This is a genomic window from Mesorhizobium sp. B2-5-4 (assembly GCF_006441095.1).
Lineage (GTDB): Bacteria > Pseudomonadota > Alphaproteobacteria > Rhizobiales > Rhizobiaceae > Mesorhizobium > Mesorhizobium salmacidum.
Map to the genome: position 1 here is coordinate 234,704 of NZ_VFUR01000007.1, position 26,953 is coordinate 261,656.

Consider the following 26,953-nt stretch of genomic DNA (forward strand, 5'->3'; position numbering starts at 1 on the left):
TTTCCCGGTTCGTGCAAATTCGGTTCACCTCTTGAGAATTCCATCCACACAGGCGCTGCGCGCCCTCGACAGTTTCGCCAGGCATGGCAGCGTCTGGCGCGCAGCCGACGAACTGCACCTGACCCGCAGCGCGGTAAGCCATCAGCTGCGGCTGCTAGAACGCGACCTTGGCTTCGATCTGCTGGAACGCATCGGCAAGGGCGTGGCGCTCACCCCGCGTGGCCAGCGCTATGCCAGCGACGTGCGCAAGGCGCTGACAGTGCTGGGCGATGCGGTCACGCGCGATGCCGGCACTGGCGTCGGCGGCTCGTTCGCCGTCTCTTGTACGCCAGGCTTCGCCTCGCTGTTCTTGTGCACCCATATCGGCGAGTTCCGGCAGATGTATCCCGATGTGGCGCTGCGCATCCTGACGCCCAGGCGGCTCGACGACGTCAGCAATGCCGATGCCGACGCCTTCATCGCGTTTGGCGTCGGCAACTGGCCGAACCGCATGGCCGAACTGTTGTGCGAAATCTCGTTCACGCCGCTTTGCAGCCCGACGCTGCTCAACAAGGTCGGCGGCTTTTCCCGGCCGGCGGACGTGCTGCGCGCCAATCTGCTCCATCTCGACGACACCGAGGACTGGGCACGCTGGCTGGCGCTGTCCAAGGTCGAAAACCCGGACACCGAAGGCGGTATCTTCTTTTCCGACATGAACCTCGTCTTCTCCGCGGCGATCGCCGGCCAGGGGATTGCCATGGGTGACGAACTGACCAGCCGCCGCGCGCTGAGCGAAGGCCGTCTGGTCAGGCCGTTCGACATCGCGATCAAGTCGCCGCGCTCCTATTTCCTGGTCTCCGAGCACGCCAAGGCCTCGCACCCGGTCCTGGAAGCGTTCGCGGGATGGCTGAGGTCGACGCTCTCCGAGAACCGCATTCAGCCTCATTGAGGGGCAGGGTGGCGTCGGCCCGCCATAGATGAATGAAATTTGCCGATCAGGCGAAAACTATTCGGTTGCGGTGAGCTTCGGCCCTGCCTACGATTTGGCTTAACGGTAAGGATAGAGGCAGGATGCAGCAACCCGGCCGGGCCGCAGAGATCAAGGCAATCGGGATCGGCAAGAGCTTCGGCTCGTTCCGTGCGCTGGACAATCTGACGCTCGATATTGGTCGCGGCGAGTTCCTGACGCTGCTTGGCCCTTCCGGATCCGGCAAGACCACCTTCCTGATGATCCTGGCCGGCTTCGTGCAGCCGACCGAGGGCAGGCTTTTCAGCGACGGCGCCGACATCACCGACCGCCCGGCCGAGCAGCGTGCCGCCGGCATGGTGTTCCAGGGCTATGCATTGTTCCCGCATATGAGCGTCGAGGCCAACATCGCCTTCCCGCTCAAGGTCCGCAAGAAATCGGCCACCGAGATCAAGAAGCGCGTCGGTGAGATGATCGAGCGCGTCGGTCTGATCGGGCACGAGAAGAAATTGCCGTCGCAACTTTCCGGCGGCCAGCAGCAGCGCGTCGCACTTGCCCGCGCGCTGGTGTTCGAGCCGGGCGTGCTTTTGCTCGACGAGCCGTTTTCAGCGCTGGACAAGAGCCTGCGCGGCCAGATGCAGGCCGAGATGAAGCGCCTGCACCAGGAGACCGGCACCACCTTCGTCTTCGTCACCCACGACCAGAGCGAGGCCTTGGCGCTGTCGTCTCGCGTCGCCATCTTCAACCATGGCAAACTGCTGCAGGTCGGGGCGCCGGACGAGGTCTACGATCGGCCGGCCAATCGCTTCGTCGCCGAATTTCTGGGCGAGATCAACATGCTGCCGCTGAAAGGCGTGCGCAGCGCCGATGACGGGGCCACCGGCCTTTGCGAGGACCGCGCCGTCAGCCTGCGCGGCAATTCGGCGACTGTCGGTGCCAACGCCATCCTGGCAATCCGGCCCGAACACATGTCGATAGCGCGCGAGGCCGCCGCCGGAGAGAACGGCATTGCCGCGACGGCGATCGCCTCGACCTATCTGGGGGCGGCAACCAAGCTCGACCTCACCACCCGCCAGGGTGCCAAAGTAACCGTCTCGGTGCCCAACGAGGTCGCGGCGGCTGCTCTCAGCAAGGGCAATTCCGTCTGGCTGACATGGCCGGCGGAAAAGGGTTTCCTCCTTCCGGACGGAGGACAATGAGCGCCAGTGGGGCCTGATCCGCCGCACCGGCTTCCGTAATTAAAATCAACAAAAACAAAGGGGAACTGACATGAACATGAACGACACCAAAAAACAGGCCATCGAAACGCTGTCCGAAAGGACGAGACGCGGCGAGATTTCGCGCCGCCAGTTCACACAGTTGGCGGCGCTCGTGCTCGCTGGCACGCCAATGCTGCTGCGTTCGAGCGGCGCATTCGCCGCTGCGAAGGAACTTGTGCTGGTCAACTGGGGCGGCGACGCCATCACGGCCTATGACGCGGCCTATGGCCAGGCTTTCACCAAGGAAACCGGCATCACCGTCAAGATGGACGGCTCGGGCCCGACCGAAGGCGCGATCGCCGCGCAGTTTAAAAGCGGCGCCCCGACCTGGGACCTGGTCGACGTCGACCCGTTCTCGGCCATTACGCTCGGCGCGCAAGGCATGCTCGAGCCGATCGACTACAACATCGTCGACAAGAAGAAGATGCGGCCGGGCTTCGGCTGGGACTATGCCGCCTCGACCTATTTCTTCTCCTATGTCATCGCCTACGATTCCGAGAAATACGGCAAGGATGCACCGACCGGCATGGCCGATTTCTTCGATGTGAAGAAATTCCCGGGCAAGCGTTCCCTCTACAAATGGGGCGTCTCGAGCTGGGAAGCGGCCCTTCTGGCCGACGGTATCGCGCCGGCTTCGCTCTATCCGCTCGACTTGAAGCGGGCGCACGACAAGATATCAGCCTTCAAGGAAAACGTCGTCGCCTATTGGGGCGGCGGCGCCGAGAGCCAGAGCGTGCTGCTCAATGGCGAAGCCTCGATGGCGATCGTCTGGTCGACGCGCGCCTCGTTGATCGAGCAGGATTCCGGCGGCAAGATCAAGTTCATCTGGGACCAGGGCCTGATCTCGCCCGGCGCGCTGGCCGTGCTCAAGAACAACCCCGGCGGCAAGGATGCTGCGATGAAGTTCATCGCCAGCGCACAGGATCCGGAAAAGCAGTTGGTGATGTTCGACAAGCTCGGCCAGGGTCCGGCCAATCCGGCGGCCGATTCGCTGATCCCTGCCGACAAGAGGCGCATCAACCCCGTCGATCCCGAGAACATGAAGAAGCAGATCGCACTCGACATGGATTGGTACGCGAAGAACTACGGTGCGGCACTCGACGAATACACCAAGATCATCTCCGCCTGATCGGCGGCGATGCTGAACTGACATGAGAGGCGTTCTCTCCGACAGGATGGGCGCGGCGCTGTTGATGGCGCCGCTGCTCCTGTTTCTCAGCCTTGCCTATGCCTGGCCGTTTCTCGGCGTGGTGAAGTGGAGCTTCACCTTGCCGACGCCCGGGCTTGGCCAATACAAGGCGTTGCTCACCGACGATCTGGTGCAGTCGGTGTTCATCCGCACGCTGCGCATCGCCGCCATTGTCACAGTTGTGTCAGTCGCCGCCGCCTATGCCATCACGGGGGTCTGGGTGCGCGGCAGCCCGGCGCAGCGCCTCGTCGCCGAATTCTGTATCCTGGTGCCGTTCTGGATCTCGGTGCTGACGCGAGCCTTCGGCTGGGTGGCGCTGCTGTCCAATCGCGGCCTGATCAACACCTGGCTGCAGTCGATCGGTTTCATCTCCGAACCGCTGACTTTGGTGCGCAACGAGTTCGGCGTCATTGTCGGTATGACCCATTTCCTCATTCCGTTCGCCGTCTTTCCGCTGGCTTCGGCCATGCGCAGCCTGGACGACCGTGTGCTGCTGGCAGCGCGCGGCCTCGGCTCCAGCCGCATGCGCACCTTCTGGACGGTGTTCGTGCCGATGACGCGCTCCGGTATTATCGGCTCCGCGATGATCGTGTTCGTCTTCTCGCTCGGCTTCTTCGTAACGCCGGCGATTCTCGGTGGCGGCCGCAGCGTCATGATCGCCGAGCTGATCTATCTCAGGATATTCCAGAGCCCGGACTGGGGGCTGGGAGCTGCGATCAGCGTAGTGCTGGTGCTGTTCGTCGGCGCGCTGATGGCGCTCTTGTTCCGTTATGTCAGACCGAAGCAGCTTATCTGATGCCGACTTATCGCCCCGGTCCTGTCTCGCTGGTTATCGCCGCCCTGGTGGCGCTGTTCCTGCTTATGCCGCTGCTCGCCGTCATTCCGGTATCGCTGACGCCTAGCCGCATGCTGGCGATGCCGACGGGTGAATTGTCGCTGCGCCATTATCGGTCGTTGATTGAGGATCCGCGCTGGCTCCAGTCGATTCTGCTTTCGATCCGCATCGGCATTGTCAGCAGCGCCATTTCAACTGTACTGGCGCTTTGTTTCAGCCTTGGTGTATGGATGTTCCAGCCGCGCTTTACGGCAGCCCTGGTCGGCTTTGTGCTTTTGCCGATGGTGGTGCCACCCGTGGTTTCGGCGATCACGCTCTACTTCCTGCTCACCTCGATCTCCGGCGTCAGTTCCTTCTTCGGCTACGACACCTGGCTCGGCGTTGCCATGGCGCATTCGGTGATGACGGTGCCGTTCGCGACCGTGCTGATCCTGGTCTCGCTCAGCCAGCTCGACCGCCGCATCGACCTTGCCGCGCGCGGCCTTGGCGCAAGCGTGGGGGAACGCGCCACGCGCATCATCATGCCTAACATCAAGTTCGGCATCGTCACCGCGGCACTGCTCTCCTTCGTGCTCTCCTGGGAAGAGATCGGCGTCACCCTGTTCATCACCTCGGTCAATGCCATCACGCTGCCGCGCCTGATGTGGATGGGCCTGCGCGACAACATCGACCCGGCGATCGCGGCGCTTTCGGTGATTTTGATCATCATCACGGTGCTGGTTCTGGCGGTGAGGAGCCTCGCGGTCAGGCAGCGCGGCGAGCATTAGACAAACCGCACCGAGACTTTGCCAAACCTGCCCAGATCGCCGATCACTTCGTCACCGGCCTCGACGCTATCGGCGTCAAGCAAGTGCCGGTGATCACCACCTGGCCCGGCTGAAGCGCTATACCGAGACCCGACAGCTCATTGACCAGCCATGTGAGCGCAATACGGGGATCGCCGAGGACAGCCGCGCCGGTTCCGTCGTGCCGCGACTTGCCCGAAACAAGACCGGTCACCGGGTACTCCGCGAGATTCACGTCGCGCCATTCGTCTTGCGTGGGCTGGCCGATGACAAAGAGATTGGCGCAGGCATTGTCCGCTATCAGCTGCGGCGCGCCGACGGCGCAGAAATCGTCATAGCGTGAATCCGGTATTTCGATTGCCGGGTGCAAGGTCGCCACGGCATCCATCACTTCAGCGATTTCATAAGGTGCCGGGCGAGGTGGGACCTGGCGGCCGAATCGGAAAGCGAATTCGACCTCGGCGACCCGCATCTTGCTTGTCGCCAGCGAGACGGTGCCGCCAACCTCGACCGCTTTCTCTGCCAGCAGGCGCCCGGCCATAGGGCCGTCGACATTGATATGCCTTTGACCGGCAAGGCTGGTTGCCGCGATCTTCCAGCCGAAAAGCGGGGCCGCCGAACGATCCATGACATGGGCCTGGATGGCATAGCCTTCGGCCCGCGTCTTCGGCCGCAGCTCCTCAGGTATGGTGGCGAGATGGGTGCCCTTGTCCCAATGACTTACCAGCAGATGCGACGCGGCCCTGGCCTTTTCTGGATCGAGCATGGTCAACTCCCGAAAATCGGGAACATGCCCTCTGTCCGGCCACGCCTGCAAGGAACATTCCATCGTAGGCACCAGCCTATATATGGCAAGACCACGTGACCACGCTCATGATTCATTTGCGAGGCTCTACCGCGCCGGCTGACGAGATTGTCGGCAAGTCGTATTTTCGAGATCATAGGCGTTCATCATTCCGATGACGAATCGCCATCGTCTTTGCGTGGCGAACCGCTATATCTGCGAAGGGATGCGGACACGGACAGGCTTTGGGAAAGCATTGCCAGTCGCGCAACGGCTTGAGGAAATGGACGATGACCGCGCCCGGTGATTTGCAGCAGGCCCTGTTCCTCAGGTTGAAAAGCGATGCTTCGCTGTCGGCGCTGCTGGGCGGCGCCGGACTGCTCGAGCGGCCAACCGACAACGTCGCCTTTCCCTATGTGACTTCAGGACAGACCTCGGCCTTCGACTGGCATACTGGCGCTGAGAACAACGATGACCAACTGATCACGCTGCATGTCTGGTCGAAGGCCCATGGTGAAGCCGAAACGCTTGCCATCATGGCTGCCATCGAAGCACGCCTTGCCGACGCGGTGCTGGTGATCGGCCCGCGTGGCCAGACGCGGCTGTCGCTGGAATTCAGCGAGGCGCGTTATGATGAGGAACTGCTTGTCCATCATGGTCTGCTGCGATTCCGAGCGCTGACGCAGGAAAACGCCTGACGCGCTTTCAATCTCACCGAAACGGAGTCTAAACTGGTTTTCGCGGGTTTCACTGGTGGGGCGGTGAAATCCAGATTGTCTGTCTCGCGTTGCAGGGGTGTGGCGAGCATGGTTTCAGGGCCGTTCACCGTTCATTTCACGTTCAGCACCGACGCGTTAGAACGCCGGTCATGAAAACGCTTCGCTCCCATTTCCGAACCGCGACCCTGGCGCTTGGTGCCGCCGGGCTGTTTGCGTCGCAGGCAATGGCGATACCGGTGATCGCGCCCGACCAGCCCAGCCCGATCGTCCTGGCCGCATCCGACTGCTATGCGATCGGTCAGCAGGTGGCCCAGCAGAATGGCGGAACACTAGCCAAGGCCTCGGCGTCGACGCGTGGCGGCCAGCCGGTCTGCGTCATCGTCGTGCTCGTGCCCGGCAAGGACGGGCAGCGTCCGCGCCGCTCCGAAATCGTCGTTCCACAGAACTGACGCAGTCTTCCCTTCCTACAGGGCTCCGTTTCCCAGGCCGGCGGAATCGGCCTATATCTGAAACCTCAACAGGCATTGGTCCCCGCATGCGCGTACTCGTTGTCGAGGATGACAAGGATCTCAACCGCCAGATTTCGGATGCGCTGATCGATGCCGGCTATGTCGTCGACCGTGCCTTCGACGGCGAGGAAGGCCATTTCCTCGGCGACACAGAGCCTTACGATGCCGTCGTCCTCGACATCGGCCTGCCGCAGATGGACGGCATCAGCGTGGTCGAGCGCTGGCGTCGCGGCGGCCGCAAGATGCCGGTGCTGATCCTGACCGCGCGTGACCGCTGGAGCGACAAGGTGTCCGGCATCGATGCCGGTGCCGACGACTACGTCACCAAGCCGTTCCACATCGAGGAGGTGCTGGCGCGGGTCAGGGCCCTGATCCGCCGCGCCGCCGGCCACGCCTCGTCGGAACTGACCTGCGGGCCGCTGCGTCTCGACACCAAGGCTTCGAAGGCCGATGTCGCCGGCATGCCGCTGAAATTGACCTCGCACGAATTCCGGCTGCTTGCCTATCTGATGCACCACATGGGCGAGGTCGTTTCGCGCACCGAACTGGTCGAGCATCTCTATGACCAGGATTTCGATCGCGACTCCAATACCATCGAGGTCTTTGTCGGGCGGCTGCGCAAGAAGATGGGCATAGACATGATCGAAACCGTGCGCGGCATGGGCTACCGCATGCGTGAGCCGGAGGCGTAAGGCGGAACCGCTCCATACCAACCGGACTCTGGGCAGACGGCTTTCGCTGCGCGCTTGGCCGCGCTCGCTGACGTTCCGCGTTATCGCCTTCTCCACTGTGTGGGCGATCCTGACCCTGGTCGTCATCTTCACCCTGATCACCACGCTCTACCGCCAGGCCAGCGAGCGAGGCTTCGATAGCCTGCTGTCAGCGCATTTGTTCAACCTGATCGGCTCCATCGGCATTTCCGACAGCGGTGCGCTGACCGGTTCCCCCGATCTTGGCGACCTCCGTTTCTCGGAACCGAATTCGGGCTGGTACTGGTCCGTCGAGCCCGCCTCGGAAGGCGTGCATGGCGATCTTCATTCTTCGTCCATGACCCGGACCATCCCGTCGCCCGACGTGGCGGATGTTCCCTTCAACGCCAATTTCCAGCGCAGCTATGCCGCGCAAGGCATTAATGGCGAGGAACTGGTCGTGTTCGAGAGCGAATTCGTTCTCGATGCGAAGAACCGCGCCGCGCGCTTCCGCGTCATGGGCAACAAGACCGAGCTGGAGCAGGAAATAGGAACCTTCCAGCGCCGTTTGCTGACCTATCTCAGCCTGTTCGGCATTGGCATGATCGCCATCAACGCCATCGCCATCCTGCTCGGGCTGCAGCCGCTGCGCAGGGTCCGGAACGCACTTGCCATGGTGCGCGAGGGCACCGCGCAGAGGCTCGACGGCCGCTTCCCGGCCGAGATCGAACCATTAGCCAACGAAACCAACGCGTTGATTGAAAACAACAAACGCATTGTCGAGCGATCGCGGACCCAGGTCGGCAATCTCGCCCATTCGCTGAAGACACCGCTTGCCGTTCTGCTCAACGAGGGCCGGGCGCTTGGCGGCGCCAAGGGACAGTTGATCGCCGAGCAGGCCGCGTCCATGCAAAAGCAGATCGACCATTATTTGCAGCGCGCCCGCGTCGCGGCGCAGCGCGACAGCGTCGTCTACCGCACGCCGGTGGCACCGCTGGTGCAGCGCATGGTGCGCGTTTTGCAGAAGCTCAACCCGCAGACCAGTCTGTCGCTGTCGTTGCCCGCGGCCGAGCTCATCTTTGCCGGCGAACGCGAGGACCTCGAGGAACTGCTTGGCAACCTTCTCGAAAATGCGATGAAGTGGGCAAAGAGCGCGGTGTCGGTTACGGTTGCGCCCTTGGCCAGCAGCGATGACAGCCTGTTCGAGATCAGCATCGACGACGACGGCCCTGGCATTCCCGAAGACAAGGCGCGCGAAGCCATGAAGCGTGGACGCCGCCTGGACGAGACAAAGCCTGGAACGGGTCTGGGCCTCGCCATCGTCGCCGACCTCGTCAACGAATATGGAGGCGGGCTGGTGCTGGAACGGTCCGGCATGGGTGGATTAAAGGCAGTGGTGCGATTGCGGAGCCTTCAGTGACGATTCCCCAGGCCAATCGACACCGACGGGCGGCCCATGCTATGGCGGCATATCGATTGACCTCGGACTGGCCGGCGGCGGCCAAATTTCCGGCAAATATCAACACTATGGCCACGCCCACTTCTCAGATGATGCTCCCCGCGCATCCATGGCAGGCTCCAACTCAGGAATACCGGTTGTTGGCATGAAGATTCGCGTCGCGCTTGTTTCCGCCTTGCTGGCCGTATCGGGCTGCACCACCTTGAGCGGCAAGGGCCCGACCGTGCCGGCGACACCGGCCTCGACGCCTCCGGCCAGCGGCAAGGTTGTCACCAAGTCCATCATTTCCGCCATGGGCGGTGGTCTCATTGGCGGGTCGATCGGCAATGGCCTGAACGATACCGAAAAGCGCAGCGCGCTCGAGGCCGAATACAAGGCGCTTGAATATACGACGAGCGGCCAGAAGGTGGCGTGGAAGGGCGATCAGGCGTCGCGCCATGGCGAGGTGGTTCCAGCCCAGCCTTACCGCGTTGGTTCGCAGGATTGCCGCCAGTACACGCAGACGGTATTCACCGGCAGCGCCAGTGTCACGGCGCACGGAACGGCCTGCCGCAATGCCGACGGCAGTTGGACGCCATTGACCTAGCCAACCGGGTCCGGTTGCGATCCGGCCAGTTGATGTCGATCAAGGACATTCGGCGTGCCTGCCGTCAAAGCGTCGCAGGATGCCTGTGTTGGCAGGGCAGGGCTCTGCCGTTATTGGAAGAACCATGCTGTTCTGGGTCATAGCCGCAATTCTCACGCTGGGCGCCAGCCTGGCGGTGCTTTTGCCGCTGGCCGGGGCCTCCAAGGGCGCGCCATCGAGCGGCGATCACGATCTGGAAGTCTATCGCGACCAATTGGCCGAACTCGACCGCGACGCCGCACGTGGCCTGATCGGGCCCGCTGAAGCGGCCGAGGCGCGCGCCGAGATCGCCCGCCGCATCCTTCGCCTGGGCAATGCTGATCCGGCCGGCGAGACGTCCGGCAGGTCGGCATCGGTCACGGCACGACTTGTTGCGACCGTCGCCGTGCTGGCGGTGCCGTTGGTCAGTTGGGGGCTCTACAGCCAGATCGGCTCGCCTGACCTGCCGTCGCAGCCGCTCAGCGACCGGCTGGCCAAGAACCCCGCCGACAGTTCGGTCGATGAGCTGGTAGCGCGCGCCGAAGCCCATCTTGCTGCCAATCCTTCCGATGGGAGAGGCTGGGACGTGCTGGCGCCGGTCTATCTGCGCATGCAGCGCTTTGCCGACGCCGCGGCGGCCTACCGCAACGCCATACGCCTCGACGGCGACAGCGCCATCCGCCAGGCCGGCCTCGGCGAGGCGATCGCCGGTGCCGCGGGCGGTATTGTTTCGGCCGATGCCCAGGATGCCTTCGAGGCGGCCTTGAAGCTTGACCCGGCCAATGCGAAAGCCAGCTTCTATCTGGCCATGGCGTTGGCGCAGGAGGGCCGCGGCAAGGAAGCGGCCGCGGCCTGGCAGGCGATGCTTGGTACGCTGCCGCCGGATTCGCCATGGCGCGGCGCAGTCGAACAGGCATTGGCCAAATCCGGCGGCCCCGAAGTCGCTCCCGGCGCGACCGCGAAAGGCCCTGATGCCGCCGGTGTCGATGCGGCATCCATGTCGCCGCAGGACAGGGAGGCCATGATCAACACCATGGTCGCCGGCCTCGACGACAAACTTCGTCAAAATCCGCGCGACCCGGAAGGATGGATGCGGCTGGTTCGTTCCTATGTCGTGCTGGGCAAGACCGATCAGGCACGCGATGCGCTGGGCCGCGCCATTGCGGTCTTTGGGGCCGACAGTGACGAAGCCAGGAAATTCACCGCCTTTGCCGCCTCGCTCGGCTTGACGGCGACGGAGTAGAACTTGACATGACGCGCAAGCAGAAACGATTGTCGGTGATTGTGGGCGGCTTGGCTTTCCTCGCCGCCGCCACCGGCCTGACCTTCTACGCGCTTGGCCAGAAGGCGTCCTATTTCTACATGCCGGCCGATCTGACCTCGGCCAGTGTGCAGCCCGGCCAGCGCATCAGGCTCGGCGGTTTGGTCGAAAAAGGCACTATCCAGCGTGGCCAGGGCGCGACGGTTGCCTTTTCGGTCACCGATACCCACAAATCGGTCAAGGTTACCTATACCGGCATCCTGCCCGATCTTTTCCGCGAAGAGCAGGGTGTCATCACCGAGGGCACCTTCGGCACCGACGGTGTCTTTGTCGCCGACAGCGTGTTGGCCAAGCATGATGAGCGCTACATGCCCAAGGAAGTTGCCGACGGGCTGAAGGCCAAGGGTGTCTGGCAGGAGAGCAAGAGTGAGTAACTCTGGCGGGAGAGCAAGGGTGAGTAGCGGGAATGGTTGAAACCGGACATTTCGCCCTGGTTCTGGCGTTCGCGCTTTCGCTGGTGCAGACCGTCGTGCCGCTGTTTGGCGCGCGGCTGAATAACCAGCGCCTGATGGCAGTCGGCGGTCCGGTCGCGGTGACCGGTTTTGCCCTGACGGCGCTGTCCTTCGCCGCACTTGCGAGCGCTTATGCAAGCTCCGATTTCTCGCTGGCGACCGTCTGGGAGAACTCGCATTCGCTGCAGCCGCTGATCTACAAGATCACCGGAACCTGGGGCAACCATGAGGGCTCGATGCTGCTCTGGGTGCTGATCCTGACCTTCTTCGGCGCGCTTGTCGCCGCTTTCGGCTCCAACCTGCCGGCGACGCTGCGTGCCAACGTCCTTGCGGTGCAGGGCGCCATTGGCGCTACCTTTTTCCTGTTCATCCTGGCGACGTCCAATCCTTTCATCCGGCTCAATCCGGCGCCCATCGAAGGCCGTGATCTCAACCCGATCCTGCAGGATCTTGGCCTCGCCATTCATCCGCCGCTGCTTTATCTCGGCTATGTCGGCTTCTCGATCTGCTTTTCCTTCTCGGTCGCGGCCCTCATCGAGGGGCGCATCGATGCCTCCTGGGCGCGCTGGGTGCGGCCATGGACGCTGGTCGCCTGGATGTTTCTGACCGGCGGCATCGCGATGGGATCGTACTGGGCCTATTACGAGCTCGGCTGGGGCGGTTTCTGGTTCTGGGATCCGGTCGAAAACGCTTCCTTCATGCCGTGGCTGGCGGGCACCGCGCTGCTGCATTCGGCCATCGTCATGGAAAAGCGCTCAGCGTTGAAGATCTGGACGCTGCTGCTTGCCATTTTGACCTTCTCGCTGTCGCTGCTTGGCACCTTCCTGGTGCGTTCGGGCGTCCTGACTTCCGTCCACGCCTTTGCCACCGATCCTACGCGCGGCGTCTTCATCCTGTGCATCCTGACGTTGTTCATCGGCGGCTCGCTGGCACTGTTTGCGCTGCGCGCCTCGAAATTGATGGCAGGCGGCCTGTTCCATCCGATTTCGCGCGAAGGGGCGCTCGTCGTCAACAATCTGTTCCTGACCACGGCGACCGCCACCGTGCTGGTCGGCACGCTCTATCCGTTGGCGGTCGAGGCTTTTTCGGCCGACAAGATTTCGGTCGGAGCGCCGTTCTTTAACCTCACCTTCGCCCCGCTCATGGTGCCGCTGCTGGTGATGGTTCCCTTTGGGCCGCTGCTGGCCTGGAAACGCGGCGATGTCTTTGGCGTCGCGCAGCGTCTGATGGTGGCATTTGCGGCCGCCCTTCTGGCAACACTGGTCACGGCCTTGTTCATCGACGGCGCTTCGGTGCTTGCCGCGCTTGGCGTCGGCCTTGCCGTCTGGCTGATCCTTGGCGCGCTGACCGACCTCGCCGTCAAGGCGGGGTTAGGCAATGCCGCCGCGCCGATCATGGTCAGGCGCCTGGTTGGTTTGCCGCGCTCGGTCTTCGGGACCGCTTTCGCGCATCTTGGCCTCGGCCTGACCGTGCTCGGCATCGTCGGCACGCTCTGCTTCGGCACGGAGAAGATACTGTCCATGCATGCCGGTGAAATCGTCGAAATCTCCGGCCGCACGGTGCGTTTCGTCGGGCTCTACCCCGCGCAGGGACCGAACTACAGCGAGGATCGCGGCCGCTTCGAGCTGATCGGCGTCAGCGGCAGCCCAATCGGCGAAATCAGCTCCGCCAAGCGTTTCTATCCCGTGCGACAGATGACGACGACGGAGTCCGGCATCAAGACCATCGGCCTCTCCCAGCTCTACCTTTCGCTCGGCGACGAGGGCAAGGACGGCTCGGTCGTGGTGCGTCTGTGGTGGAAGCCGCTGGTGACGCTGATCTGGGGCGGCGGCCTGGTGATGATGGCGGGTGCGGCCATGTCGCTGATGGACAGACGCCTGCGTGTCGGCGCGCCATCGCGCCGTCGCAAGCAGGCGGTGGCGCCGGCGGTCCTGCCATGAGGGCGAGGTTTTCACTGACATCGATTGTCCTGCTGCTGGCGTTGCTCTTCGTCGGCACGGCGCTGGCGGTGAAGCCCGACGAGATGCTGGCCGACACGGCACTCGAGGCGCGGGCGCGGGCACTGTCGGAAGGCTTGCGCTGCATGGTCTGCCAGAATCAGTCGATCGACGAATCCGACGCCGACCTTGCTCGCGACCTGCGTATCCTGGTGCGACAACGCCTTGTTGCCGGCGATACCGACCAGCAGGTGATGGATTATGTGGTTTCCCGCTACGGCGAGTTCGTGCTGCTGAAGCCGCGTTTCGACCTGCGCAACGCGTTGCTGTGGGGCACGCCGGTTCTGTTGCTGCTGGTGGGAGGCGTATTTATCGCTCTAAGCGCGCGATCGCACCGGACGCTGGCGACGAAATCCCTGTCAGCCGACGAGCAGGCGGCATTGGACGCGATCCTGCACCGCGACTGACAGCCCAGTCGCGCGCTAACATTACCAAAGTTTCATGTGCCGGAAATGGCGTCGTAATGTGCGCCGCTCTAATTCTCGTTTCTTGAGGATGCCGATCAAGGCGCGTCCGTTTGAAAGAGGATAAGAGATCCATGAATATTGCCCCCAATTCATATTCCCTCACCCGCAAGCGTCTTCTGGCTGCCGTCGCGTCCGTCGCTGTCGCCGGCGCGATCGGATTTGGCGCGCTGACCAGTGGAACCAGCCCCGTTCTGGCTGACGCCGTGCGTGTCGAGGCTCCGCAGGTCCCGAGCTTCGCCGATGTCGTTGAGCGCGTTTCGCCAGCCGTGGTCAGTGTCAAGGTCAAGGCCAAGCTGCAACCGACAGCCGATGACGGTTCCGACGATCAGGGCGGTTTCGACAATCTTCCCAACAATCCGCAGCTGCGCCGCTTCTTCAAGGAATTCCGTGGCTTTGGTGACCAGGACCAGGGTGGTCAGAACGACGAAGGTCACCGCCGCTTCGGCCACCGCGACCGCAACAACGATCAGCCGCGCCCGGTGGCGCAGGGCTCCGGCTTCTTCATTTCCGAAGACGGTTATCTCGTCACCAACAACCACGTCGTCGAAGAAGGCACCGCCTTCACCGTGGTGACCAATGACGGCAAGGAACTCGACGCCAAGCTGGTCGGCACCGATCCGCGCACCGATCTCGCCGTGCTCAAGGTCGATGGCGGCGGCAAATTCACCTATGTCGACTTCGCCGACGATTCCAAGGTTCGCGTCGGCGACTGGGTCGTGGCTGTCGGCAACCCGTTCGGCCTCGGCGGCACCGTTACCGCCGGCATCGTTTCGGCGCGCGGCCGCGATATCGGCGCCGGCCCCTATGACGATTTCCTCCAGATCGATGCCTCGGTCAACCGCGGCAATTCGGGCGGCCCGACCTTCAATCTCAACGGCCAGGTGGTCGGCATCAACACCGCCATCTTCTCGCCCTCGGGCGGCAGCGTCGGCATCGCCTTCGACATTCCTGCCTCGACCGCCAAGCAGGTCGTCGGAGACCTGATGAAGAATGGCGCGGTCCAGCGCGGCTGGCTCGGTGTCGAAATCCAGCCGGTCACCTCCGACATCGCCGAATCGCTCGGTCTGAAGTCCAACAATGGCGCCCTTGTTTCGAGCGCCCAGGATGATGGCCCCGGCAAGAAGGCCGGCATTACCGCAGGTGATGTCATCACCCAGGTCGATGGCAAGGACGTTGCCTCGCCGAAGGAACTCGCCCGCCTGATCGGCGCCTATTCGCCGGGCAAGTCGGTTGACGTCACCGTGTGGCGTGACGGCAAGGGCCAGACGGTCAAGGTCGATCTCGGCAAGCTGCCCGCCAGCGACAAGCAGGCGTCGGGCGACCAGCAGCAGCAACCCGCCGCTCCGGCAAAGCCGGACACGCTGGCCGATCTCGGCCTCACCGTCACCAAGTCCGAAAACGGCAAGGGTCTGGTGGTGACCGACGTCGACCCAGACAGCGCCGCCGCCGATCGCGGCATCCAGCCGGGCGACGTCATCACCGCGGTCAACTCGGCGGAGGTCAACGGCACCGAAGACGTCACCAAGGCCATGGCCGATGCGGTCAAATCCGGACGCAAGTCGGTGCTGATGCAGATCTCCCGCGACGACAACAACCGCTTCGTCGCGCTGCCGGTGGCCAAGGGCTGAGACGACTTTTCCAATGCGGCGGTTTCAACACCCCCGAGTCGCCGCATGGGAAAGCAAGAAGGAGAGCCCGTTAGTCAGTCATCGCGCTCTTCTTCAGCGGCAGCGGGCTTCCCATCGCCTGCTGCCGCGCCCGTATATGACTGCCCATCACGCCCTCGTGCCCGAAGCCGATTGGTTCGGTGGTTGCGGGTACCGACATGACCGGGAACCGGCATGTCCGGCGTAACGACGCCACGGAACAAAGGTTTTATCGCGCGCGCTCTCGATCCTCTTGATCGCGATGTGCTTTGGCAAAGGCTAAAATGCAGATGCCTGCTACTCAACCTTCCAGCGAAATCGCGTATAACGGCCCTATGAAGATTCTCGTCATAGAAGACGATCGCGAGGCTGCGGATTATCTGCAGAAAGCCTTCACGGAAGCGGGTCATACCGCGCATGTCGCGGGTGACGGCGAGACCGGCTTCGCGCTTGCCGATGCGGGTGATTATGACGTGATGGTCATCGATCGGATGATGCCGCGCCGCGACGGCCTATCGGTCATTGCCGCTCTCCGCTCCAGGGGCAACACGACGCCGGTGCTCATCCTGTCGGCGCTGGGCGAGGTCGATGACCGGGTCACCGGCCTACGCGCCGGCGGCGACGACTATCTCACCAAGCCCTATGCCTTTTCCGAACTTCTGGCGCGCGTCGAGGTGCTGAACCGACGCGCCAGCGCCAAGGAGGCCGAGACCGTCTACCGGGTTGGCGACCTTGAACTCGACAGGTTGTCGCATTCTGTCCGCCGGGCGGCGCGCGAGATCACGCTGCAGCCACGCGAATTCCGTCTGCTCGAATATCTTATGCGCCATGCCGGCCAGGTGGTGACGCGCACCATGCTGCTCGAAAATGTCTGGGATTATCATTTCGATCCGCAGACCAATGTCATCGATGTCCACGTCTCGCGGCTGCGCGGCAAGATCGAAAAGGGTTTCGACAAGCCCATCCTGCACACGGTTCGCGGCGCCGGCTACATGCTGAAGGGCGGCTAGGCGGCAGCATGGCGCTTTCCGTGCCCGCCATCATGAAGACGACGGCCGCACGGCTTTCGGCGCTGTATCTCCTGCTCTTCGCACTCTGCGCGGTGCTGCTCGTCCTCTACATGACTTCGCTCTCGGCGCGCATGTTGACCGCGCAGACGCAGGAGACCATCAACGACGAAGTGCTCGGCCTTGCCCGCGCCTATCAGCGCGGAGGCCTGCCGGTATTGGTCCGCGTGGTAGAGGCCCGCTCGCGCCAGCCCGGCGCCAACCTCTATCTGATCGCCGATGCCAACGGCCAGATCCTGACAGGCAATGTGCAGAGTCTTGAACCTGGTGTGATCGACACCGAGGGCTGGACGACCGAGCCGTTCTCCTACAAGCGTTTCGGCGAGGGTGAGCTTGATCGTCTGCGCAGCGGAACGTCGGACCAGGCGACGCCTCCTTCAACTGGCGATAATGCGCCGCCGCAGGCCGAAGGCGAAAAGGGTCACAACGCCATTGCCCTGGTGCTGCGGCTGCCGAACCAGATGATCATGCTGGTCGGCCGCGATCTCGGCGAACCGGAGCGGTTCCGTGCCGTCATACGCCGTTCGCTGGTGCTGGCGCTCGGCATGATGGGGGTGGGCGGCATCCTGATCTGGTTCTTTGTTGGTCGCGCGGCATTGAAGCGTATCGACGGGGTTTCCGAGGCAAGCCGGCGCATTATGGGCGGTGATCTCAGCGGCCGGTTGCCGGTGACCGGCGCCGGTGACGAGTTCGACCGGCTATCGGAAAACCTCAATGTCATGCTGGCCAGGATCTCCACGCTCAACGAAGGCCTGAAGCAGGTATCCGACAACATCGCGCATGATCTGAAGACGCCGCTGACCCGGCTGCGCAACCGGGCCGAAGCGACGCTTTCCGGCAAGCAGAAAACATCGGACTATCGGCAGGCGCTGGAAGGCACCATAGCCGAGTCCGACCAGCTGATAAAAACCTTCAACGCCATCCTGATGATCTCCCGGCTGGAGGCTGGGTATTCTTCCGAGCACACTAGCCGCGTCGATTTGGCGGCGGCCGTGCGTGACGTGGTCGAACTCTACGAGCCCGTGGCCGAGGAGGCTGGCGTTGCGCTGGACGCCGAGGTGAACGATGCTTTTGTCGTTGACGGCAACCGCGAACTGATCGGCCAGGCGCTTTCCAACATCGTCGACAATGCGATCAAGTACTCAACCGATTCCACATCCAAGCCGGCGGTCCGTGTGGCGCTCGAACGCACGCATGGCGAGATCAGGCTTTCCGTCGCCGACAACGGCCAGGGCATTCCCGACGAAGCCGATCGCGCCCGGGCGACCGAACGGTTCGTACGGCTGGAGAAGAGCCGTTCGCAGCCCGGTTCCGGCCTTGGCCTCAGTCTTGCCAAGGCGGTCATGACATTCCACTACGGCCGGCTTGACCTGTTGCCTGGCAATCCGGGACTATCCGTGGTCATGAGTTTCCCCGCGCGGGAGGATCACTAATGGCTGCCATTGCCAAGCGGAGCAAGACAGACTGGTTGGTGAGCCTGGAAACCCCGCTTGCTCCGCTCGACGAGGGCCGGGCACGGCAGGAGCTGTCCGAAATCGCGGACGCAGCGCGCGAAGAAGGGTTGACGCGGGCGGCCAAATTCCTGGCCGGCAAGGGGACGGCGCAGGATTTCCTGGCCGCCGTCTTTGACCTTTCGCCGTTCCTGCGCGATACGGCGCGCCGCCGGCCGCAAATCCTGGACGGCCTCTTCGACTTGCCGGTCGAGACCCGCCTGAAGGCGATCACCGCCGCGATCGACCAGGCGCCGCTGGCGGAAATGGTCTCGGAATCCGGCCTGATGATGGAGCTGCGCCGGCATAAGGCCGAGGCGCATTTCCTGATCGCACTCGCCGATCTTTCGGGCGAGGCTGAAACCTCGCTGACTGTAAGGCGGTTGAGCGATCTCGCCGACGCCTGCACCCGTGCGGCCGTCGATTTCCTGCTGCGTGACGCGCATGGCCAGGGCAAGCTCAAACTGCCCGACCTCAGTCCGTCGCATCAATCGGGCTGGATCCTGCTCGGCATGGGCAAGCTCGGCGCGCATGAGCTGAATTTCTCCTCCGATATCGACCTCGTCGTGTTCTTCGATCCGGAAGCGCCCGCCGTGGTCGATCCACTCGACGCCACCGATCTGTTTTCACGCCTGACGCGGCGGCTGGTACGCATCCTGCAGGATCGCACCGAGCACGGCTATGTCTTCCGCACCGATCTGCGGCTGCGTCCGGATCCCGGCTCGACGCCGCTCGCGATCCCCGTTGAAGCAGCGCTACGCTACTACGAAGCGCGCGGCCAGAACTGGGAACGCGCCGCGATGATCAAGGCGCGCCCGGTGGCCGGCGATCTCGCCGCTGGCGATGCCTTTCTCAAGGAACTCCAGCCCTATATCTGGCGCAAATACATGGACTACGCGGCTATTGCCGACGTCCATTCGATCAAGCGCCAGATTCATGCCCATAAGGGGCATGGCGAGATCGCCGTGAAGGGGCACAATGTCAAGCTTGGGCGCGGCGGCATCCGCGAGATCGAGTTCTTCGTTCAGACCCAGCAGCTCATCGCCGGCGGCCGCTTCCCGGAGCTGCGCGGCCGCGAAACCGTGCCGATGCTCGGTCAGCTCGCGGCTCGGGGCTGGATCACATCAGATGCGCGTGACGCGCTCGCCCGCCAGTACTGGTTCCTGCGTCGCGTCGAACACGCTATCCAGATGGTGGCCGACGAGCAGACGCACACGCTGCCGGAAGACGATGAAGGGCTGGAGCGCATCGCCCGCATGCTGGGCTTTGCCGACGCGGTCGTGTTTGCCGGGGCGTTCCGTGCCTCGCTGCAGCAGGTCGAGCGCCACTATGCCGCGCTGTTCGAAACAGCACCCGAGCTTTCGGCCGGCATCGGCAACCTGGTCTTCACCGGTGACGTCGACGACCCGGACACGCTGCGGACCTTGCACGGCCTCGGTTTTCAGAGGCCAAGCGATATCTGCCGCGTCATCCGCGGCTGGCATTTCGGGCGCTATCGTGTCACCCGGTCGGCGGAGGCTCGCGAGCGGCTGACGGAACTGACACCGGCACTGCTCAAGGCCTTTGGCCAGACGCGCCGGGCCGATGAGGCGCTGGTCCGTTTCGACGAATTCCTCGCCGGCCTGCCGGCCGGCATTCAGTTGTTCTCTTTGTTGCAGTCGAACCCCGCATTGCTCAGGCTGATGGCGACGATCATGGGCGCAGCACCCCGGCTGGCGGCAATCATCACCCGCCGGCCGCATGTCTTCGACGGCTTGCTCGACCCGGCATTGCTGACCGAGCTTCCCGACCGCGTCTATCTCTCGGCGCGACTGTCGGCCTTCCTCGAAGGCGACAGGGCCTATGAGGACGTGCTCGACCGGCTGCGCATATTTGCTTCCGAGCAGAAATTCCTGATCGGTGTGAGGCTGCTCGCGGGTTCGATCGATCCGGCCCGCGCCGGCCGCGCTTTCTCCGATCTGGCGGACCTGACCATCGCGGCTGCGTTGCAAGCGGTGACCGCAGAATTCGCGGTGCGCCACGGCACGATCGCCGGTGGCGTGGTTTCGCTGCTCGGCATGGGCAAGCTCGGCAGCCGCGAATTGACCGCCGGATCGGATGTCGATCTTATTCTGCTTTACGACCACGATGCGGATGCCGAGGACTCCGACGGTGAAAAACCGCTGGCGCCTTCGCATTACTACACCCGCATGACGCAGCGGCTGATATCGGCTGTATCGGCGCCGACGGCGGAAGGGGTGCTCTACGAGCTCGACCTGCGTTTGCGGCCGTCCGGCAATAAGGGACCGGTCGCCACCCACATCGATGCCTTCAAGAAATACCAGCGCCAGGAGGCTTGGACCTGGGAGCACATGGCCCTGTCGCGGGCGCGGCCGATTGCTGGTGACCCCAGCCTGTGCGGCGAGGTCGAGGCGGAAGTTGTCGCGTTGCTCAGCCAGCCGCGCGATGCGGCGAAGGTGAGGGCGGAGGCGTCGGACATGCGTGCCATGATCGAGCAGGAGAAGGCGCCACGCGACCTCTGGGACATCAAGCTGATCCCGGGTGGTCTGATCGATCTCGAATTCATCGCCCAGGTGGCTGTCATCACCGCGCAGGTCGAGGCCGGGCCGCGCGCCACCGGTACGGCCGAGATACTGTCTCGCCTGACGCCACATTTCGCCAATGCCGTGATCAGGCAGGACCTTGGCGATGCTTACGCCCTCTATCTGGCGCTGACCCAGATGACGCGGCTGTGCCTTACCGGACCTTTCGAACGTGACGACGTTCCGCCGGGGCTTTCGGATCTGCTTCTGGCGGTCACCGACCTGCCGGATTTCGGTGTGCTGGAGGCACACCTCAAGGAGACGTCGCAAAAGGTCAGGAAGGATTTCGACCTTTTGCTTCGTGCCGGGGCTTCGTGATCAACGAGCTCGGCCGCATCGGGGGTGACGATGCAACAGGAGAAAACCATGAGAAAGACAACCAAGCTCGCAATTGCCTTCATCGCCCTGGCCGGAGCTGTCGGCGGCGGCGCCTATGCCGAGAATGTCGACAGCGCAACCATGCGTGAGCGCACCATGATGCGGCTCGACAAGGCGATGAAGGACAATAACGGCACTATCACCTTCGACCAGTTCTCCGATGTCATGGACGCGCGGCTCAAGAAGCTCGTGGCTGACAATGGCGGCAAACTGACTGTCGCTCAACTCGCCGACGCACTGGAGAAGGCGCGCTTCGAACGTATGGCAAGGCGCATCATCGCCCATTACGACAGCAAGGGCGACGGCACGCTGACATCAGATGACATCAGCGGCCGCGAAAAGAAGCTTTTCGCGATACTCGACAAGAACAATGACGGAAAGATCGAGAACCGCGAGCTGCCGAAGAGCGGGCGCTTTGGCCGTCATCGTCAAGGAGGCGACGACGAAAACGGCATGCAGTGAGGCTGGCTGACGCAGGCTCCGGGCCGTCAGCCGGAGCCTGCCGCTCAGGCCGCGGCTTTGACCGCAGGCGGAGCCTTCTTCACCGGAATGCGCACTGACACGATCGTGCCGACGCCTTCGGTGGAACGGATCTTCAGTGCGCCGCCTTGCAACTCGGCCAGCGAGCGGGAAATGGCAAGGCCAAGTCCGGAGCCGGCATGGTTCTTGGAAAACTGGTTCTGCACCTGCTCGAAGGGGCGCCCGAGCTTGCCGAGCGCTTCCTTCGGGATACCGCAGCCATTGTCCTCGATCGTCAGCACCAGCGCGCCTGACGTGTTGCGGGCCCTGACCGATATGTGGCCGCCTTGGCCGGTGAATTTCACCGCGTTGGACAGGAGGTTGATGACGATCTGCTTGATCGCCCGGCGATCGGCGAACAGCGTCAGCGCGTCGGCGATACGCGTTTCCACGGTGATCGCCTTCTGCGCCGCCTGCAGCGACACGACACGCACGGTTTCGCTGATCAGCGGACCGAGATCGATCTGTTCCTGGTCCAGCGAGAACTGGCCGGCCTCGATCTTGGACATATCGAGAATGTCATTGATGACGCCGAGCAGGTATTTGCCGCTGCTGTTGATGTCGGTGGCGTACTCCTCGTAGCGCTCCGACCCCAGCGGGCCGAACAGCCTTTGTTCCATCAGTTCGGAGAAGCCAATGATGGCATTGAGCGGCGTGCGCAGTTCATGCGACATGTTGGCCAGGAATTCGGATTTGGCCCGGTTCGCCGCTTCGGCGCGCTCGGTTTCCTTCATGTATTTGCGGTTGAGGTCGACCAGTTCGCGCGACCGTTCCTCTTCGGCCCGCCGTGCGAGGCTGAGATCATGGATCGTCGCCATCAGCCGGCGCTCGCTGTCGACCAGCTTTTCCTGATGCAGCTTGATCTGGGTGATGTCGGACCCGACCGAGACGATGCCACCGTCCCTGGTCCTGAGTTCGTTGACCTGCAGCCAGCGGCCGTCGGACAGCTGCCGCTCGAACGTGGCGCCGCCCTGCGGGCCATTGGTGTTGGCAAGCCGGCGCTCCGAAGCAAAGGCCAGCATCCGCTCTTCCAGCGACACGCGCGTCACACCTGGCATCACGTCGCGATCCGAGAGCCCGTTGTCCTGCTGGTATTTGGAATTGCACATGATCAGGTTCTGAGCCGAATCCCACAACACGAAGGATTCATTGATATTTTCGATCGCGGTCCTGAGGCGAAGATCGGCCGCTTCGGAGCGCAGCGCCAGATGCCGTTGCTCGGTGACGTCGACCGCGATGCCGATCAGCTGGATCTCCGGCGCTTCCGGATCCATGACTTGGGCCCGGGCGCGCATCCACACCCACTGGCCATCGGCATGCCGCATCCGGAACACCTGGTCGATGTGATCGATCTCGCGTGCGACGATCCTGTTGGCGAGCTCGAACAGGTCGCCGTCCTCGGGATGAATGATCTCGTCGACCTCGCCGAACGACAGCATCGTCTCGCAGGGTTCGTAGCCGAGCATGTCGTACATCGAGCGCGACCAGTACATCTTGCCGCGCACCATGTCCCAGTCCCACAGGCCGCAGCGGCCGCGAACCAGCGCCATGTCGACACGCTGATGCGCTTCGAGATAGATGCGGTCGGCAGCCTGCGCGCGCGCCGCCTGTCCGAAATAGGCATACAGGATGATGATCAGCACGCCGGCCGTCAGCACGAACAGGGTGACGTTGAGCGAGACGGTCTTGCGCCACGTGTCGAAGACCGCTTCCTGCGGCACCAGAGCCGCGGCGGCTCCCTTCCTGTCCTTGGACAGGCTGACCGCCGCGTACCAGTCCTCACCGCCGATGTTGACCTCCATGACACCGGCGCGATCGCCGAACATGAACAGGGGTTGGCCGCCCTGGACGAGGCCGTCGAGCGAATGGCCTTGCCAGGGCACAGAACGTGGTGTCACCGCGGTGATCTTGAAGGCACTGTCGGTGATGACGAGCACATGGCTGCGGCCCATCGCGCCTTGGCGGCTGGTGGTCTCCAGCAGGTCCTGGGTGGCGCCCGGCAGCGTGTCCGATGTCGTGGCGAGCGAGCTGGCGAGCTGCGCGGCGCCCAGCGTCAGGATCGCCTTGGCATCGCGCTCGATGTCGTCGCGCTCGTTCATGAGCGAGAGCACGCGCAACGCCGCGATGACGAGGAGGAAGATGACGATGAGGGCTGGTATCGACCGGCGCAAAAGCGGTTCAGCCGCCAGAAGACGCTTGTAGGCTGGTTCGGCGATGAGCCGCGTATTCCCGGCAAGGCCGTCGCTGCGCGTCTCGCGACGCGCAAAAGCTATCCCTCCGGGCGCGCCCCACGCGTCCGCCTTCGCCATAAATGGCACTCCCCGATTTCCAGTATGCCACATTTCTATGTGCTGGTGATCCGGCAACACCGCACTTCCGAATCGCCATTAAAGAATCAAAGGTGATTCGCCTTGTCCAGTGCTCCGGCGAAAAAAGATTAAAAATCGACTAAAATACCGGACTTTGGCGGTGAGGCGGCTTGGCCTTCTCTCGTACCGGACAAGGCAGGGGACGCCTATGCCAGTGTGCGCTCGACAATGTCGCGCAGGTCCGCCGACAGGTTTTCGGTATTGGCGATCGAAACCAGCGCTTCCCTGGCCTTGGCTTGCCGGCCCGGTTCGAGAGAACGCCAGGACCTGAGCGCCGTCGCCAGCCTAGCCGCCACTTGCGGGTTGCGCTTTTCGACCTCGAGCACCGTCTGCGCTAAGAAACGGTAACCTTCGCCGTCGGGGCGATGGAAGCCGGTCTGGTTGGCGCTTGAGAATGTGCCGATCAGCGAGCGCACCCGGTTCGGGTTGCCCATCGAAAACCCCGGATGAGCGGTCAGGGACCGAACCGTGTCGACAGCCTGCGGCCCCGGCACGCTGGCCTGGATCTGGAACCATTTGTCCATGACCAGCGGGTCGGATGCATATGTCTTTTCGAAAGCCGCCAGCGCCTTTTTCGCCTCTGGCGATCCGTGGTGACGATGCGCGAGAACGGCCAATGCGGCCGCGCGGTCGGTCATGTTGGTCGCGCACTGGAAATGCCCGGCCACCAATGCCGCCCCGCCAGGCAGCAGCGAGAGATAATCCAACAGAATGTTGCGCAAGGCGCGTCGTCCCGCGCTCGCCGCGTCGGGGCTGAAGGCGTTCTTGTCTGCAAGGCTGTCGTAGAGGCCGGAAAATGCCTCGCCATTGGCCGTGCCGATCGCCAGCGCAAGCGCGTGGCGGGCGGTATGGATGGCGTCGGGATCGATGTTCTTACCGATGTCACGCGCGATGTCGGCGTCGCCAGGCAGCGCCAGGGCAAGGGCCCGATAGGCCGGCTCCAGTGTCTCGTCGCTGGCGATGCTGCCGGCAAGCTCGGTCAGCCGTGGGGCGAAGTCCGGCTGCTTGCCGCCGAGGATCTGGCGGAAGGCAGCGATCAGCGCATCGGTGAGCAGCGTGTTGAAGGCCTGCCAGCGCGAGAAGGCGTCGCTGTCATGGCGGGCGAGGAAGAACTGGTCGGCAGCCTTCTGCTCGACCGATAGCGTCACCGGTGCCGAAAAGCCGCGGTTGAGTGACACCGCCGGTCGTTCGGCAACGCCAGAAAAACGCACCGTGTGGCGGCGCTTGCGGATATGGATGACGCCGTCCTCGACGCTGGCGCCCTCGACGCCGCTATATCGAACCGGCTTGCCGCCGGCGCCGATCAGGCCGAAGGCGAGCGGGATATGCATCAGCCGCTTGCGGCTTTCCGACGGTGTCGGCGGCACCGACTGCTCGATCTCGAGCGTGAATTCCTGTGCGGCCGGATTGTGCGTCGAACTCACCGTCAGGTTGGGTGTACCAGCCTGGTGATACCAGAGCGCGAATTGCGAAAGGTCGCGGCCGGACGCCTCCTCGAACACTTTGATGAAGTCCTCGATGGTCGCGGCTTCGCCGTCGTGGCGTTCGAAATAGAGGTCCATGCCGGCGCGAAAGACCTCGGCCCCGAGAATGGTGCGGATCATGCGCACCACTTCGGAGCCCTTTTCGTAGACCGTCGCCGTATAGAAATTGTTGATCTCGCGGTAGCGGCGCGGCCGCACCGGGTGCGCCAGCGGTCCCTGGTCCTCGGGAAACTGGTGGGCACGCAGCGTGCGCACTTCGGCGATGCGCTTGACCGCGCGCGAGCGCTGGTCGGCGGAGAATTCATGATCGCGGAAGACCGTCAGCCCTTCCTTCAGGCAAAGCTGGAACCAGTCGCGGCAAGTGATTCTATTGCCTGTCCAATTGTGGAAATACTCATGCGCGATGATCGCCTCTATATTGGCGAAATCGGCGTCGGTCGCCGTCTCCTGGTCGGCCAGCACGTATTTGTCGTTGAAGATGTTGAGGCCCTTGTTCTCCATCGCGCCCATGTTGAAGTCAGACACGGCGACGATGTTGAAGACGTCGAGGTCGTACTCGCGGCCAAACGCCTCCTCGTCCCATCGCATGGACCGCTTCAGCGCGTCCATCGCGTAGCCGGCGAGCGCCTCCTTGCCGGGCTCGACATAGATACCGAGCTCGACTTTGCGCCCGGACATGGTCATGAAACTGTCGGCGACCTGCCCGAGATTCCCGGCCACCAGCGCGAACAGGTAGGACGGCTTGGGGAAGGGGTCGTGCCAGCTGGCGTAGTGCCAGCCATCGGCGAGATCGCCGTTTTCGACCGGATTGCCGTTGGACAGGAGCAGCGGCGCCTCGTCGCGCCGCGCCTCGATCCGCACCGTGTAGACGGACAGGATATCGGGGCGGTCGAGGAAGTAGGTGATGCGGCGAAAGCCCTCCGCCTCGCACTGCGTACAGTAGACGTTATTCGAACGGTAAAGGCCCATAAGAGCCTCATTGCTGGCCGGCGCCAGTTCGGTTTCGATCCGCAGTTGGAAACGACTTGCGGCCGGCGGCTTGAGCAGGGTCAGTTGGTCCGGGCTCGCCAGCAGATCAGCCGGTCTCACCGTCTTGCCGTCGATCTCGACGCGCTTGAGCGTCAACCCATCGCCGTCGAGCACCAGCGGAGCCGATTTCGATATCCCCTCGCGGCGCTCTACGGTCAGTATCGCGGTGACGACGGTGGCCTGTGGCGAAAGACGGAAGTCAAGGTTGGTTTCCGGAATGAGGTAGTCGCTGGGGCGATAGTCCTCGAGTTTGAAGACCTGGCCTGTGTCGGTGCGCATTCCCTGGCTTTTCCTGTCTTTTCCGGGGACCGGACATGTTTTGGCTGGTCCAAAAAATTCAAAGTCCGCGCTCTTTACACGAAACACACCCTCGA

The 26,953-nt window shown here is 63.3% G+C and carries 22 protein-coding genes and 1 pseudogene; 19 read left to right on the forward strand and 4 right to left on the reverse strand.

All coding sequences use genetic code 11. The features are described 5' to 3' along the window. Window positions 1-31: 31 nt before the first annotated feature. From FJ492_RS11700 to FJ492_RS11720, 5 genes are all read left to right on the forward strand, one after another. Window positions 32-928 (forward strand): LysR substrate-binding domain-containing protein, encoded by an 897-nt coding sequence (locus tag FJ492_RS11700; RefSeq protein ID WP_140717055.1) that lies wholly within the window; start codon window positions 32-34, stop codon window positions 926-928. 122 nt (window positions 929-1,050) lie between these two features. Further along, complete coding sequence (locus tag FJ492_RS11705; protein ID WP_140717057.1) at window positions 1,051-2,145, forward strand: ABC transporter ATP-binding protein; 1,095 nt, start codon at window positions 1,051-1,053, stop codon at window positions 2,143-2,145. 76 nt (window positions 2,146-2,221) lie between these two features. Then, on the forward strand, window positions 2,222-3,334 hold the full coding sequence (locus FJ492_RS11710; protein WP_140717178.1) for an ABC transporter substrate-binding protein: 1,113 nt from the start codon (window positions 2,222-2,224) through the stop codon (window positions 3,332-3,334). A 22-nt stretch (window positions 3,335-3,356) separates the two neighbouring features. Then, window positions 3,357-4,190, forward strand: a complete 834-nt coding sequence (locus FJ492_RS11715) for an ABC transporter permease (RefSeq protein ID WP_140769933.1) — start codon at window positions 3,357-3,359, stop codon at window positions 4,188-4,190. Then, the gene (locus tag FJ492_RS11720) at window positions 4,190-4,996 is read left to right on the forward strand and encodes an ABC transporter permease (protein WP_140506075.1); all 807 of its coding nucleotides are present in this window, start codon (window positions 4,190-4,192) and stop codon (window positions 4,994-4,996) included. The genes FJ492_RS11715 and FJ492_RS11720 overlap by 1 nt, the downstream gene beginning before the upstream one ends. On the opposite strand, the pseudogene FJ492_RS11725 reads toward FJ492_RS11720, so the two are convergent. After that, a pseudogene (locus FJ492_RS11725) lies at window positions 4,993-5,780 on the reverse strand (fumarylacetoacetate hydrolase family protein). The gene FJ492_RS11720 and the pseudogene FJ492_RS11725 overlap by 4 nt on opposite strands. 308 nt (window positions 5,781-6,088) lie before the next feature. On the opposite strand from FJ492_RS11725, the gene FJ492_RS11730 reads away from it, so the two are divergent. From FJ492_RS11730 to FJ492_RS11775, 10 genes are all read left to right on the forward strand, one after another. Continuing rightward, window positions 6,089-6,496: a DUF3168 domain-containing protein gene (locus FJ492_RS11730; protein WP_027143935.1), complete on the forward strand. Its 408-nt coding sequence runs from the start codon at window positions 6,089-6,091 to the stop codon at window positions 6,494-6,496. 170 nt (window positions 6,497-6,666) lie between these two features. Further along, window positions 6,667-6,966 carry a hypothetical protein gene (locus FJ492_RS11735; protein WP_027143934.1) on the forward strand — a complete coding sequence of 100 codons (300 nt, stop codon included), beginning with the start codon at window positions 6,667-6,669 and terminating at the stop codon, window positions 6,964-6,966. Between the two features lie 86 nt (window positions 6,967-7,052). Beyond that, window positions 7,053-7,718, forward strand: a complete 666-nt coding sequence (locus FJ492_RS11740) for a response regulator transcription factor (RefSeq protein ID WP_140506070.1) — start codon at window positions 7,053-7,055, stop codon at window positions 7,716-7,718. Beyond that, window positions 7,702-9,135, forward strand: coding sequence for an ATP-binding protein (locus FJ492_RS11745; protein WP_140769935.1), 1,434 nt, complete (start codon window positions 7,702-7,704; stop codon window positions 9,133-9,135). Before FJ492_RS11740 ends, FJ492_RS11745 begins: the two co-directional genes overlap by 17 nt. Before the next feature lie 184 nt (window positions 9,136-9,319). Continuing rightward, window positions 9,320-9,760, forward strand: a complete 441-nt coding sequence (locus FJ492_RS11750) for a hypothetical protein (RefSeq protein ID WP_140506068.1) — start codon at window positions 9,320-9,322, stop codon at window positions 9,758-9,760. Window positions 9,761-9,884: 124 nt separating this feature from the next. Further along, window positions 9,885-11,021, forward strand: a complete 1,137-nt coding sequence (ccmI, locus tag FJ492_RS11755) for a c-type cytochrome biogenesis protein CcmI (RefSeq protein WP_140769951.1) — start codon at window positions 9,885-9,887, stop codon at window positions 11,019-11,021. Between the two features lie 8 nt (window positions 11,022-11,029). Further along, window positions 11,030-11,473: a cytochrome c maturation protein CcmE gene (gene ccmE / locus FJ492_RS11760; protein ID WP_140506064.1), complete on the forward strand. Its 444-nt coding sequence runs from the start codon at window positions 11,030-11,032 to the stop codon at window positions 11,471-11,473. Window positions 11,474-11,505: 32 nt separating this feature from the next. After that, a complete protein-coding gene (locus FJ492_RS11765) occupies window positions 11,506-13,491 on the forward strand; it encodes a heme lyase CcmF/NrfE family subunit (protein ID WP_140769953.1) in 1,986 nt (661 codons plus the stop codon). Further along, the gene (locus tag FJ492_RS11770; protein ID WP_140506060.1) at window positions 13,488-13,955 is read left to right on the forward strand and encodes a cytochrome c-type biogenesis protein; all 468 of its coding nucleotides are present in this window, start codon (window positions 13,488-13,490) and stop codon (window positions 13,953-13,955) included. The genes FJ492_RS11765 and FJ492_RS11770 overlap by 4 nt, the downstream gene beginning before the upstream one ends. Window positions 13,956-14,086: 131 nt before the next feature. Then, the gene (locus tag FJ492_RS11775) at window positions 14,087-15,643 is read left to right on the forward strand and encodes a Do family serine endopeptidase (protein WP_140506059.1); all 1,557 of its coding nucleotides are present in this window, start codon (window positions 14,087-14,089) and stop codon (window positions 15,641-15,643) included. 70 nt (window positions 15,644-15,713) lie between these two features. On the opposite strand, the gene FJ492_RS29470 is transcribed toward FJ492_RS11775, so the two are convergent. Beyond that, window positions 15,714-15,842 carry a hypothetical protein gene (locus FJ492_RS29470; protein WP_281408163.1) on the reverse strand — a complete coding sequence of 43 codons (129 nt, stop codon included), beginning with the start codon at window positions 15,840-15,842 and terminating at the stop codon, window positions 15,714-15,716. Window positions 15,843-15,996: 154 nt separating this feature from the next. Here FJ492_RS29470 and FJ492_RS11780 point away from each other — a divergent pair, with 154 nt between their 5' ends. Genes FJ492_RS11780 through FJ492_RS11795 form a run of 4 tightly spaced genes read left to right on the forward strand, consistent with a single transcriptional unit; the run spans window position 15,997 to window position 21,640 of the window. Continuing rightward, the gene (locus FJ492_RS11780) at window positions 15,997-16,671 is read left to right on the forward strand and encodes a response regulator transcription factor (protein ID WP_023771592.1); all 675 of its coding nucleotides are present in this window, start codon (window positions 15,997-15,999) and stop codon (window positions 16,669-16,671) included. 8 nt (window positions 16,672-16,679) lie between these two features. After that, on the forward strand, window positions 16,680-18,161 hold the full coding sequence (locus FJ492_RS11785) for an ATP-binding protein (protein ID WP_140769955.1): 1,482 nt from the start codon (window positions 16,680-16,682) through the stop codon (window positions 18,159-18,161). Further along, window positions 18,161-21,118, forward strand: coding sequence for a bifunctional [glutamine synthetase] adenylyltransferase/[glutamine synthetase]-adenylyl-L-tyrosine phosphorylase (locus FJ492_RS11790; RefSeq protein ID WP_140769957.1), 2,958 nt, complete (start codon window positions 18,161-18,163; stop codon window positions 21,116-21,118). The genes FJ492_RS11785 and FJ492_RS11790 overlap by 1 nt, the downstream gene beginning before the upstream one ends. A gap of 48 nt (window positions 21,119-21,166) precedes the next feature. Next, window positions 21,167-21,640 carry a hypothetical protein gene (locus FJ492_RS11795; RefSeq protein WP_140746751.1) on the forward strand — a complete coding sequence of 158 codons (474 nt, stop codon included), beginning with the start codon at window positions 21,167-21,169 and terminating at the stop codon, window positions 21,638-21,640. A gap of 44 nt (window positions 21,641-21,684) precedes the next feature. On the opposite strand, the gene FJ492_RS11800 is transcribed toward FJ492_RS11795, so the two are convergent. Continuing rightward, entirely contained in the window at window positions 21,685-24,006 is a 2,322-nt protein-coding gene (locus FJ492_RS11800) for a PAS domain-containing sensor histidine kinase (protein WP_140769959.1), read from the reverse strand. A gap of 206 nt (window positions 24,007-24,212) precedes the next feature. After that, window positions 24,213-26,858 (reverse strand): aminopeptidase N, encoded by a 2,646-nt coding sequence (gene pepN, locus FJ492_RS11805; RefSeq protein ID WP_140769961.1) that lies wholly within the window; start codon window positions 26,856-26,858, stop codon window positions 24,213-24,215. Window positions 26,859-26,953 lie beyond the last annotated feature (95 nt).